The following is a 12,494-nucleotide window of genomic DNA, read 5'->3' on the forward strand; positions in this document are numbered from 1 at the left end:
ATATCAGGTAGCCGAAGACATTACACTGCGACCGAAGAAACTGATATTATAGTTTACATCTTTGGAAGTTTCTTTCTGATTTAGTATTCCGTCGCGTGCATCTTGCAATTTTATAAACCGCTCTACCTGTTCTTGTTTTCTTTTTTCGAAATCAGCTTTGCTTTCATCCGATTTCCGATATATTTTATCGGGGTGGTGTTTAAGGCTGTGCCGGCGATATTCGTGATTGACCTTTTTCTCTAAAGTTTCAGAATCCAATCCTTTTAAATCTTGAGCTTTTAATCCTAAAACTGAGTAATTTTCAGAAGAATCATCAGCTGATTCACAGCCATAGCAAGACTTGTGAAACTGACTTTCTTGAACATGATATTGGCCATATCTGTCACTGAATATCGTTGCTAACCAACCGAAAGCTTCTTGTAGATCTCTAACCAGATAGAATGATTCCTTTTTGAAACGTTCAAAAACAACAGAAAGAAATAGGGAAGTGAGCAATGAAGGGGCCACTTTTTGGTTGTTAAGTTCGATTTTTATGGCCCCAACGCGTATTGCCCCAGCTAGAGTCCCGTATACGATTCCTTGAAGAATTATTGTTGCGAAATGATTGATCGTTTTGACAACTCCTAGACAGAAAAAAACGGGTAACGCTATTACCTTTCTTCCAAGCCAGCCTTCAACAGATGCATATGTATCGTTAAATTCTCGAAAGCCTACATTTCCATAGTTGAATTGTAGATTATTTTTAGCATAATCAAAAATTTTTTCTTCGCTATTTAAATAATCTTCTTTTTTAATCGATTCAAGATAAGCATTTTTTTTGAATTCAATATTCATGTTATTAATACCTAATGTTTTCTATGGAAAATTATCGTAACTGTTTTTTGTTAAGATTTTTTAAATTTAGCGGAGATGAATTTAAACGGGTGAATTCAAGTTTCTAGCCGAACACTTGTGAACAGAAAATATCTTGGTTAGAGCGTATTCAATAGCTCTTCGTAATTGGGTTCTTGCGTAATCTCTGGAACGATTTGTGTGTAACGAAGAATGCCTTGAGGATCGACAACAAAAAGTGCCCTTGCTAAAAGTCCCTTTAAGACTCCCTCTGAAATCCCGATTCCCCAATCCTTTCCAAATGAGCTTCTAAAAGCCGATAGGAACTCGCTTGTATGAAATTTCGCTTCATCACAAAATCTTTGTTGGGCAAAAGGCAGATCGCAAGAAATATGTAAGAGGTGCAGATCTTTTTGACTCTTAAGTTTTTCATAGAGCTGCTTTGCTGTTATCGCACATGTTGGGGTATCAAAGCTTGGAGCTGTTGAGAGAATGAGAGTTTTTCCCGAAAACTGTTCAAGAGAGACTTCATGCAAGTCGTTTTTAGTTAGAATCGCAGAAGGAATTTTTTTTCCTATCTGAGGAAGCATTCCCTCGAGACGAACCGGATGAGCTTTCAGATTCACGTGATGAACATCTCGTATCATAATGCCACCTTGTTAGAGCGTTTAGTTGATCCCTCCTGATACAAAAAATGGAGTTTTTTGTCAAAAAAATAGATTTTGGCAATCAGCTCTAGATGATTAGCCGCAGACACCGGACACAATCGCAGATTTAAGAACGTTCGGGTAAGGGAATAACGTCTGCAATGTCGTCCATTTGATGGCGAAGCATCATTAAGCGGTCAAAACCTACGGAAACTCCGCAACAATCGGGAAGCCCTCTTTCCAACGCTTTGATAAAAGAATCATCGATCGGCAATGTGTCTTTACTCAACCGCTCCCGCGTGCTGTTTGTGATAAGCAAACGCTCATACTGCTCTTCGGAGTCGGTGAGTTCATGATAACCATTTGCAAGCTCCATCCCTTTGTGGAAAACCTCGAAACGCTCGGAGACTTCCTCTTCGCCTCGCTTTTTTGTCTTTGCCAAAGCCGCTTGTGTCGCAGGGAAATATTGGAGGACACAAATATCGTTCTTGCCAAGCTGAGGTTCGATCACAACCCCTAAAATGATGTTAAGAAGAGCGTCTTTTCCCTCTTCCTCGATATTCTGGTAGGGATCAATTCCGCGCGTCTCAAGATACTGAAGAAGGTCGTCTTCAGAAGACTTGAGATAATCAAGCCCTGCGTATTTTTTAAACGCTTCGCGATAAGAAATTTTTGTCACAGGAAGTTTGCCTATGAACTCTTGGATAAATTCAACCGTTTCCTCAATGATTGCGGAAAAGGGCACCTTGACCCGATACCATTCAGCCATGGTGAATTCAGGATTGTGGCGCATGCTGTACTCATTGTCTCGAAACACATGGCCCAGTTGATAAATGTCGCCGATTCCTTCAGCAAGCAGCTTTTTCATTCCATATTCAGGGGAGGAATGAAGGTAGAATGTTTTTTGCGAAGCTCCGTAGCAACGGTACAGATCAATGTGCACATCAATAGATGCCGATTTGCTCATTGCTGGACAATCCACCTCCAGAACATTTCTTCTTAAAAAAAATTCCCTGGCTTTGGCCAGCATTTCTGATCTGTCCTTAAGGATATGGATCTTTTCCAGTTCCATTTTTTTAATTCACCCTGGAAACGTATTCACCGGTTCTTGTATCGATCTTGACCACTTCCCCTTCCTCAATAAAAATCGGAATCTGAACCTTTGCGCCGCTCTCTGTTTCAGCAGGTTTGAGAACTTTTCCTGAAGCTGTATCGCCCCGCTCGCCGGGGTCTGTTTGAGTGATTTTCAGCTCCATAAACGTCGGCGGTTCGACAGAAACAGGCTCGCCATTGTAAATCAAAACCTCATAGAGGATATCTTCCATCATCCACGGGTCGGAATCTCCGATTCGGTCTAAAGGAATCGTGATCTGCTCGAATGTTTTGTCATCCATGAAAACAATCCCGTCAGCATCGCGGTAAAGCATCCGCATTTCTGTTTCCAAGACATCGGCAAGATCGACTTTGTCTCCCGATTTGAACGTGCGTTCAATCGTTCTGGCCGTTAAGAGATGCTTGAGCTTGACTCGGTTGAACGCTTGCCCCTTTCCCGGTTTGACAAACTCGTTGTTGACGATGACGTAGGGCTGGCCTTCGACTTCGATCTTCATTCCTGATTTGAATTCACTTGTGCTCACTTGAGGCATGAGAATGTTTCCTTTCGATTACTGGAGCAAAAATTTATCATATCGATCTGTTAACTTGCAAGGATTTAAAAAATTTGCAAGAATCTAAAACGTGTAGCCAATCGTCGAGGACATGCTTAAGATGTGGCCAAAGTCATATAAAGATTATCCTAAAGATCAACCTCTTAAAAAAGAGAGGGTTACAGCTGGAAAAGGGATTGTCGGATGCGAAATGCATGAGATCAATGGCTGGGGAAGCACTCATCATCATCCACGCCCGAGAAAGAAAGGGTTCTTTCACCATCTTCTTGAAAAACTCTTTCAAGGCAGGAAATGACAATGGGGCAGAAAGGAACCCACACTTGGGATATGATTCTCGACTACCATTGCTGTCCTGAATGCAGCTATATCTTTGAAAGCCGCCAGCCTTTTGAAGAGGTCTTTGGAAAACTGCAAAAAAAAGAGGTGTGTCCTCGTTGTTCGAAACATTTTTTGGTTGCCAAAGAGAAAAAAGTGTCTTTTGGGCCTTTAATCGGAGAGCCGCAGCCAATAGAAACAGAATGGGGAAGTTAATGTACCTGTTCGGTTTCGGTATAAAAATAGCAATAGGCGGATAGGTGCATTGATGGCTCAGATTGGAGAACATGTCTTCGACCCGCGCGAAGAAAAGATTGCGATCGACTGTCTGGAGAGATATTCCGGCTCCATTGTCTCATCTTATCAGTCTTTTTTGCTTCTCACGAATTTTCCCCGCTATGTAGACGAGTTTGCTAAAAGCCGGCAAATTCCCGTTCATGAGGGATCGATGTTTAAATCGGCTCACTCGGAAAAAGAGGGCATTTCCATTCTTGATTTCAAAATCGGTTCTCCAGCAGCGGCGCTGGTGATCGATATCTGTGCCCATTTGCCGATTAAAGCAGCTCTTCTCTTAGGAATGTGCGGTGGTTTGCGCAGGCAGTATAAGGTGGGGGATTATTTTGTTCCGGTTGCTGCAATTCGTGGGGAAGGGACCTCTGATTTTTATTTTCCTTCAGAAGTGCCTGCCATGGCAAATTTCATGGTGCAAAAAGTTGCAACCGATCAGTTAACGGCTGAAAACGCTTCCTACCACATCGGGATCACGCATTCGACCAATAAAAGGTTTTGGGAATTCAATGAGAAATTCCGCCAGCGCCTGATCGAGACCCGTCCTCAGGCGATTGAAATGGAGTGCGCGACCCTTTTTATGGCCAGCTATTATAATAAGCTGCCTCTTGGAGCGCTGCTTCTGATTTCAGATCTTCCTCTTGAACCGGATGGCGTAAAAACTAAACGGCATGCGGAAAAGGTGTACTTAGACTATACGGCGGACCATGTAGAAAAAGGGGTCAGGATCTTACAATCTCTGCGCGAGAGTATTAAATTTGAGTCAAAAGGGGTTTACAGGGGCGCGCGCAAACGGTTTGAGGATGCTGATTGATAGATCACATTGAACAGGCGGCGGTATTTCCCTTCGGGACAGCGTAAAGGGCGCACGCCGTGCCAAGCTTCTAATGTGTTTTTAAACAAAAAACTGCGATTATTGATGATCGGAATCTCTTTTTGATCTGCAAAATCCTCATATTCGGGATTGCCTGAAGCGGTCATCATCCCTCCGAGAGCGACAATCTGCCCGCCCCACTCCTCTTTCCAATCTTCCTCGGTGTTGAAATAAAAGATGTGGGTGCCCAGTTTATCGGCATTGTCGAGGTGAGGGGAAACTTCGCTTCCTTTCTGCCCCACATGCCAGGCAAAACGCACCTCCCACTCATCAACGCCAAGAGCGCGTTTGATCAATTGTTGGTAGTCGGCGTCTTTTTGCAGTTCGTGGATGAAGGAAACCCAGCTTTCCGGCAGGTCTTTGTCTGTTGCTTCCCGATCGTAACTGTCGCCTCGTTTAAAATGGGTCTCTTCATAAGCAAGATAATAGCGATTATGCGGACGTTGTCCATACGCTTTTTTGACATCTTGGTGGTAGGCAAACAGGTCTAAAGAAGGAAACTCCTGTATTAACGCTGCAAATCCCTCTTCTGTCAATATTCCTTTAATTCCGGCATAAGGGAAGGGCCATTGGCGGCGGAAATCCTCGTGGGAAAAGGCGGCGATTGTTTTTTTATTTAAGAACCTCATGTCTGCCTTTCTAAGGCATTGATCACTTTTTCCTCAAGCTCTTTTGGAGAAGAAATTTTTCCGATCAACTGCTTTTTGGCCACAATCTTTTTTCCTTTTTGCGTTTCGGAATAGAGGGAAAGTTTTTCCAGTTTGAGCCTCGCTACCCGATGGCGGGAACACCAAGCTTTGATCCTGCTGATGCGGTAGAGCCACTCTACTGGTTCCGGAGATTTTCCGAACCGGTCTTGAAGCTCGCTCCAGATGTCATCAACCTCCCCCTCGTTAGCGGCATCGCCCAACCGTTGGTAAAATTCCATTCTGAGCGTTGTTTCGTTGATATACGTTTCCGGCAGGCGGGCATCGAAAGGAAATTCGATTTTCGTATCGATGAAAATGCTGGGCGCTTTGCCCTCCAAAGCTTTGATCGTTCTTTTAAGAAGTTTGCAATAGAGATGGAACCCGACAGCAGAGACGTGGCCCGACTGCTCGGTGCCGAGGATATCGCCTGCACCGCGGATTTCAAGGTCGCGCATTGCAAGCTTCATCCCTCCTCCATAACCGGAAGATTCAGCTAAAGCTCCCAGTCTTTTTCTCGAAATTTCAGGCAGCGAGTGGAATTTAGGGATGAGAAAGTACGCAAAAGCCCTTCGGTTCCACCTTCCTACCCTTCCTCTCAGCTGATAAAGATCTGCCAGTCCGAATCGATCTGCCCTGTCGATCAAAATGGTGTTTGCATTGGGAATGTCGATGCCGCTTTCTACAATCGTTGTTGCGATTAGAATATCGATTTCGCCATTCTTAAAGTGGTGGAAAACCGTATCGATTTCAGCGGGTTTCATCTGCCCGTGCACAATATCGATGCGCGCTTGCGGAAGAAGTTTTTTTACTCTCCGATACATATTTGGAAGCGTTTCAACCCTGTTATGGATGAGATAGGCTTGTCCATCGCGTGCAAACTCTCTGAGCAGAGCGTTTTTAAGGAGCTCATCGCTTGGTTCGGAGATGACAGTTTTAATGGGCTGCCGATCCTGCGGAGGAGTGTTGATCACCGACATGTCGCGTGCTCCGATCAGAGACATGTAAAGCGTGCGGGGGATTGGCGTTGCGGAAAGTGTCAGGCAGTCGACACCTGTTTTTGCCTTCTTCAGATGTTCTTTTGCTCTGACTCCAAACCTTTGCTCTTCATCGATAATGATCAATCCCAGGTTGTGAAAGGAGACATCTTCGCTGATAAGGCGGTGGGTGCCGATCACGATATCAACGGTTCCGTTAGCAACTCCTTCGAGAGTCTGCCTCGTCTGTTTTGTCGATCGGAAACGTGAGAGGACCGAGATATTGATGGGGAAATTGCGCATCCGTTCGATAAAATTTTCGTAGTGCTGCATCGCTAAGACGGTCGTTGGAACCAGCATTGCAACTTGCTTGCCGCCGTCCATAACCGCTTTGAAAGCTGCGCGCATGGCCACTTCTGTCTTGCCATACCCCACGTCGCCGCACACGAGCCGATCCATAGCGCTTGGAGAAGTCATGTCCTTTTTGATACAGGCGACAGCATTGAGCTGGTCTTCTGTTTCACTAAAGGGAAATTCCTCTTCGAATGCCTGGATATCTGGAGAGTCTTCGGGAAAAGCAAAGCCTCCTTTCAGTTCCCTGTTAGCATAAGTTTTTAGCAGATCGGATGCATAGCCTAAAATGGCTCGCTCAGTTGTTTCCCGTGTCTTTTTCCAGCGCGAGCTGCCAAGTGTGTGCAGTTTGGGAATTTCTTCATGAGCCCCGATGTACTTGCTGATTAAGTGAGCCTGGTTGACCGGTACGTAGAGTTTGGCGTCATCGGCATATTCGATCAAAAAGAACTCGCTGTCGATCCCTAAATGGTTCGGCCGTTTTTCAAGTCCGATAAACTTGCCAAGACCGTTGTTGAGGTGGACGACCACCTCTCCCGGTGTCAAATCGTGTACATCGGTTGGAGTTGTGTGGTAGGTGCTGCGAAGTTTTTGCCGCCTGATGCGGTAGCGGTGAGTGAGCTCTGTTGTTGGGAAGATTAAATCTTTCGTATCTTGAAGAAAAAAACCGCTGGATAGGTAGCCAATTTGTTGATGGTCGCCCTGAGGTAGATTGATATCGAGATCGATGAGTGTTTTCTGTATTTTTGCCTTTTCCGTTTCCGTAGAGAAAAAGAGGTAGAGAGACTCCTCTTTCAGAGTTCCCAGTGCAGATAAGATCTCGTCTGAAGAGAGAGTGTCGGGTTTGTCCATATCTGGAAACAAATAAGACATTACCGAGAAGAATGGATTCCGCCATCTTTTTGCTTGATATGCATGGTTGAAGATCTCAAATGTAACGGGAAGCATGGGGGCTGTATCGGAATAATATCCCTTTCCTGAGGTAATTGGGGATAGCTCTTCAATCGGCTGCTGTGTCCAGAAGAGCTTTTGCAGGGGTTCGATGTTGTCTAAGAATGTTTCAAGGGCAGAAAAGTGTCTGGTTGGCTTGCCCAGGATTGTTTTCAGTTCTGCCCAACGATCTTCCAGAGTCAGCAGGTCGTCCAAGATGACAAGGGTGTTTTCTCCCAAATAGTCCAAAATTGTGCTTAGGTTTTCAGCATGTTCAATGAGCTCAATTTCCCGGGCGGGTGTGATGGAGGCTTTTTCGATTTTCTGAATCGATTTTTGTCCGATCGGGTCAAATAAGCGGATCGATTCCACTTCATCCCCCCAAAATTCAATCCTGATCGGCTCCGGAGAAGAGACGCAGAACAGGTCGATAATGCCGCCGCGCACAGCAAATTCTCCTTTATCGGCAGCGACAGGACAACGGAGATACCCCATGTTTTCAAGGTGCTTGATAAAGGGTTCGAAAGGGAGCCTTTGCCCTGTTGCCGCATTGACGTATAATTGATTGAATGTGTCGGGTGGAATCAACTTTTGCAAACAGGCATGCAGGTTTGAAAGAATGATTTGGGGCTCAGGGGAGTGGAGCAGGTTCTTAAGCACTTCATAGCGCTCTCCAACGATATCGGGACTAGGAGGGACCTTTTCATTGGGCAGCGTCTCCCATGCCGGATACTCGACGACGGATCGATTGGTGAACATCGGAAAGTCGTGAAATAGCTTAGCTTCTTCTTGTGATGTTCCTGTTAGGATGAGAAGATGTTTTCCTGTGGCTTTTTGCGCGAGAGCCGCCACCAGCGCTTTTGGCGCATTCCAGAGCTCTTCAATCAGAACGGAGCCGCTGTGCTGCAATTCGTGGTGCAACTCAAGCAGCTTCGGGCTTTTAAGTAAGTTGTTCAACATCAGGAAGAGAGCAGCGTTCTTACAGTTGAAAGGGCTTGACTGATCTTTTCCGGGGTTTTTCCGCCTGCTTGTGCAAAATGTGCTTTCCCTCCGCCGCCGCCTCCAATGATCGGCGCGAGCGTTTTGATGAGGTCGCTGGCTTTTATCCCTTTATCGATCATATCGTCGCTGACGCGCGCCATCAATTGACAGCGTCCGTCCAGGCTAGCAGCCAGCACAACCACACCCGATTCCAACGCATTAACGGCATCGTCTGCTAGTTGTCTCATTTCGTCGGATGAGAGCGCGACTTCCTGCGCAATAAATCTAATCCCTTGCACCTCTTCTGCTTTGTTGATGAGATCGGCGACGATATTTTTTAAATGTGCAGATTTCAAGGTTTTCAGCTCTTGAGCAAGTTCTTTATTTTCTTCCAAAAGTGAGTTGATGCGCTGGATAAGCTTTTGAGGTTGTGTTTTAAGAGAGTCAGCAATGCTGAGTAAAAGATTTTCTTCTTCACGAGAGCGCTGCTCTGCCCAACTTCCGGTTACTGCCTCGATCCTTCTGACGCCGGCAGCGATGCTGCCCTCTTTCGCAATCCGGAACAGGCCGATGCTTCCCAGCTGCTTCACGTGGGTGCCGCCGCATAGCTCTTTGGAGTAATCAATATCGATTACGCGGACGATGTTGTCATACTTGTCACCAAAAAATTGCTTGATCTCTTCACGCTGAATCGCTTCTTCATAGGAAAGCTCATACGATTTAACTGCGATGTTTTCTCTGATTTTTGCATTGACAAGATCTTCGATATCTCTTATCTCTTTTTGCGTCAGTCCTTTGTGATGGGAAAAATCAAATCTTAAACGGTCGGGAGCAACGACGGAACCTGCTTGCTTTACATGGTCTCCAAGTACTTTGCAAAGCGCCCAATGCAGAAGATGTGTTGCTGTGTGATGATTAGCAATGCTCTGCCTCCTTTCGAGGTCGACGCGTGCCATTAAGGGATCTTTCAAGCGGATTGCTCCTCTCTCCAATTTTCCTAGATGGGCAATGATCCCTTTGTATGGCGACTGGCAGTCACTGACATGGAACAGGGAATTTTCCCCGGTCAATAAGCCCTTGTCGCCGACCTGCCCCCCTTTTTCTGCGTAGAATGGGGTGCGGTCAAGGACGATCATCCCCTCTTGCCCTGCTTCAAGTTGATCGACAAATGCATTGTCAACAATAATGGCAGCCACTTTGCCCTCTGCTTCGGTTTCTTCATAGCCTAGAAATTCGCAAGAGGCAAATCCCTCAAATAGATTTTCAGAGGCGAGCTGTTGAGTGGATTTGCGAGTCTTGCGCGAACGCTCTTTCGCCTCTTCCTCTAGCTCGATAAACCGTTTTGTGTCGACTTCCAACTCGTCATCCAAGGCGATCAGCAAAATTTCTTCGAGAGGAAATCCATAGGTGTCTTTGAGCTTGAACGCCTCTTCTCCGGTGATCTGCCGATGCTCTTTCTTCGCTTCGTCGATGATTTGATTGAGGATGTTTCCTCCGCGGCGCAAAGTGCGGATAAAATTTTCCTCTTCGGTAGTGAGAATTTCGCCAATGCGGTTTTCGCTCTGCTTGAGTTCAGGGTAATCAGATCCCATCAGCTCGATCAATAGGGGAACCAGATCGGCTAAGAAGGGGCGGTCCAGCCCCAGCATCCTGCCATACCGCACCGCGCGCCTTAAAACCTTGCGTAAGACGTATCCTCTGTCGACGTTGCTAGGCTGCACACCGTCGGCAATCGCAAAGGCCAGGCAGCGGATATGGTCGGCAATCACTCGGAAGGCCGGCGCTTTTTCCTTGTCTGCACCGTCGTAGCCGATCCCGCTGATCTCTTCCACTCTGGTGATCAAAGCACGCAGTACATCAGTATCGTAGACGCTTTCTACATCCATCTTGATGCTAACGACCCGTTCCAGTCCGGATCCTGTATCAATGGAGGGTTTTGGAAGCGGGTGCATCACCCCTTCTTCATCCCTGTTGTATTGCATAAAGACCAGATTCCAGAACTCCATGTAGCGCTCTTCTTTTTCGTCTTCAAGGGGAGTTTTCGCATTCCCGTATTTTGGACCCCGATCGTAGAGAAGCTCTGAGCAAGGGCCGCAAGGACCTGTGTCTCCCATGGACCAGAAGTTTTGTTTTTCATCAAAGCGGGTAATCTTTTCTTCTGGAACATACTCTTTCCAGATTTCATAGGCTTCATCGTCTTCCCGGAAGACGGTTGGCCAGATCCGTTCCGGATCGAGTTCGAACACTGTAGTGGAAACTTCCCAAGCGAATCTAATGGCTTCTTTTTTGAAGTAGTCTCCGAAAGAGAAGTTGCCTAGCATTTCAAAAAAGGTGAGATGGCGCAGTGTGTGTCCGACGTTTTCGAGGTCATTGTGCTTGCCGCCGACACGGATGCACTTTTGCGAAGTGACAGCGCGTTTGTAGTCGCGGACGCTTTTGCCGAGGAAAATATCTTTAAATTGATTCATTCCTGCGTTGATAAATAGCAGGGTGGGGTCGTCATGGGGGAGGATGGGCGAGGAAGGGACATGGGTATGTCCATTTTCCCGGAAATAGTTGATAAATTTGCGGCGGATCTCTTGTGTATTCATCGTTTTGATCAGATTTTTTTTAAACTCTTAAATAAATATAAACTCTTAGAGCTCTCTTTGCAAATTGTTTAGGGGAAGCTATCCAACTAAAAAGAATTATACCTGTGATTGCGTCCTAATCTGTGGCCAAGCGCTACAGATGGAGGAGAAATTTATCGAAAGATGACGTTCAGCTATCAGATGTTTATCAAGCGATTTTAGCAATCCACCTGTGAAATTTACCTTCCTTGGTAAGCTCATAGAGCTTGCTCTTCGGAACGTAAATTCACATCTGAATCACTAAAATCACTTGATAAACGAGATTAGGGCACAATCACAGGTTATACCCAAGTTCGATTTTCCCGTTTTTTTACAAAACCGGTTAAAGGGTTTTGACTGGAAAAACTCTTTTTCTTTTCCTGTATCTTAATGTTGGGCCTTTTCAGCCAGCTGTCAGGAGGATATTGTTTTAACTCGCGTCTCTTAGGCTCTTCCCAAGGAGGCATTGAAGGGGGAAGGAGAGTGCTTGGAACCAGATGGCGCAAGCCCACTTCACGCAGGAATTCATAAGTCCATTTTTTTCCGCAAGCGGAGATGAACTCTCCAATATGATCGTTAATAGAAGATGTCGTCCGGCGGATCGATGAGGTCTTTTCAAGAGCTTCTTCCACTGTGTCGATCAATGCATCGGAAGTTAATTGCGACCCAAGCCCCTTTAACACTTTTTCGATAATTTTCTGGTTTGATTCGAGCCTTTCCAACAAAAAATCCTTATTATCAACCAACTTTGATAAACATGTTGCCGTATTGACAAACATCAGATTGATGCTTTCCTCTCTGATTTCTGGTTTTAATGTGAAGGCTTCAACTGCATCGGACATCCGTAAGCTCAATAAAATAAAGTGTTTGCCTACTCGAAAAATGGCAATGGCAATCAGGCGCACTCTGCACCAAGTGGTTTTTGTGGTTGTTTTGATCCAAATGATAGAAGAAAGCGAGAGAAAATTGTGTGTTTGATCCCAGCTGCAGCGGACTGGTTCGGGGTAATGATGCTGGAAAGCATCCTTCATCTTCAACCAGGCGTCTTGCAGCTTTTCATATTCGCTGACCGCCTGGAGAATTCGTGTGGAAATGAGAACGGAGATCGCAGAGATCCTGACTAGAGTTGAATCGCCGATGATGTAGTTGATGCCGTGGCCTGCAGCAAGTTGGGCAAAATTGTTCGGGTTGCTGTAAATATTTCCCAAGCGCACCCATCTCCACAGGCGATGTACCTTGTGAAATGCAAGGAAAGTCACTCGGCATATTTGCGGAAGAGGAGTCGGTGTCGACGCAAATTTAGCGGTCGATCTCAAAATAATTTTATCTACTGACATG

Annotated in this window: 11 protein-coding genes; 3 read left to right on the forward strand and 8 right to left on the reverse strand. The window is 45.7% G+C overall.

Going from position 1 to position 12,494, the window contains the following annotated elements:
• Positions 1-3 precede the first annotated feature (3 nt).
• The 4 genes from WCW_RS01075 to efp form a co-directional block, all read right to left on the reverse strand.
• Positions 4-834 (reverse strand): J domain-containing protein, encoded by an 831-nt coding sequence (locus WCW_RS01075; protein WP_013181327.1) that lies wholly within the window; start codon positions 832-834, stop codon positions 4-6.
• Positions 835-971: 137 nt separating this feature from the next.
• A complete protein-coding gene (gene tpx, locus WCW_RS01080; RefSeq protein WP_013181328.1) occupies positions 972-1,478 on the reverse strand; it encodes a thiol peroxidase in 507 nt (168 codons plus the stop codon).
• A gap of 127 nt (positions 1,479-1,605) precedes the next feature.
• Positions 1,606-2,550 carry an EF-P lysine aminoacylase EpmA gene (epmA, locus tag WCW_RS01085; RefSeq protein WP_013181330.1) on the reverse strand — a complete coding sequence of 315 codons (945 nt, stop codon included), beginning with the start codon at positions 2,548-2,550 and terminating at the stop codon, positions 1,606-1,608.
• A 4-nt stretch (positions 2,551-2,554) separates the two neighbouring features.
• On the reverse strand, positions 2,555-3,124 hold the full coding sequence (gene efp, locus WCW_RS01090) for an elongation factor P (protein ID WP_013181331.1): 570 nt from the start codon (positions 3,122-3,124) through the stop codon (positions 2,555-2,557).
• A 121-nt stretch (positions 3,125-3,245) separates the two neighbouring features.
• Between efp and WCW_RS01095 the strand changes: the two genes are divergently transcribed.
• The 3 genes from WCW_RS01095 to WCW_RS01105 are packed head-to-tail and all read left to right on the forward strand — an operon-like array spanning position 3,246 to position 4,562.
• Positions 3,246-3,440, forward strand: coding sequence for a hypothetical protein (locus tag WCW_RS01095; RefSeq protein ID WP_041941449.1), 195 nt, complete (start codon positions 3,246-3,248; stop codon positions 3,438-3,440).
• The gene (locus WCW_RS01100; protein WP_143876333.1) at positions 3,437-3,676 is read left to right on the forward strand and encodes a hypothetical protein; all 240 of its coding nucleotides are present in this window, start codon (positions 3,437-3,439) and stop codon (positions 3,674-3,676) included. Before WCW_RS01095 ends, WCW_RS01100 begins: the two co-directional genes overlap by 4 nt.
• A 52-nt stretch (positions 3,677-3,728) precedes the next feature.
• Positions 3,729-4,562 (forward strand): AMP nucleosidase, encoded by an 834-nt coding sequence (locus WCW_RS01105; RefSeq protein ID WP_013181334.1) that lies wholly within the window; start codon positions 3,729-3,731, stop codon positions 4,560-4,562.
• Here WCW_RS01105 and WCW_RS01110 read toward each other — a convergent pair.
• The 4 genes from WCW_RS01110 to WCW_RS01125 form a co-directional block, all read right to left on the reverse strand.
• On the reverse strand, positions 4,523-5,251 hold the full coding sequence (locus tag WCW_RS01110; RefSeq protein ID WP_013181335.1) for a 2OG-Fe(II) oxygenase: 729 nt from the start codon (positions 5,249-5,251) through the stop codon (positions 4,523-4,525). The two genes, WCW_RS01105 and WCW_RS01110, sit on opposite strands and share 40 nt — an antisense overlap.
• Entirely contained in the window at positions 5,248-8,526 is a 3,279-nt protein-coding gene (gene mfd, locus WCW_RS01115; RefSeq protein WP_013181336.1) for a transcription-repair coupling factor, read from the reverse strand. Before mfd ends, WCW_RS01110 begins: the two co-directional genes overlap by 4 nt.
• Positions 8,526-11,138 carry an alanine--tRNA ligase gene (alaS, locus tag WCW_RS01120; protein ID WP_013181337.1) on the reverse strand — a complete coding sequence of 871 codons (2,613 nt, stop codon included), beginning with the start codon at positions 11,136-11,138 and terminating at the stop codon, positions 8,526-8,528. The genes mfd and alaS overlap by 1 nt, the downstream gene beginning before the upstream one ends.
• Positions 11,139-11,458: 320 nt before the next feature.
• Positions 11,459-12,493 carry a hypothetical protein gene (locus tag WCW_RS01125; protein ID WP_013181339.1) on the reverse strand — a complete coding sequence of 345 codons (1,035 nt, stop codon included), beginning with the start codon at positions 12,491-12,493 and terminating at the stop codon, positions 11,459-11,461.
• Between the last annotated feature and the right edge of the window lies 1 nt (position 12,494).

The organism is Waddlia chondrophila WSU 86-1044 (assembly GCF_000092785.1).
Taxonomy (GTDB): Bacteria; Chlamydiota; Chlamydiia; order Chlamydiales; family Waddliaceae; genus Waddlia; species Waddlia chondrophila.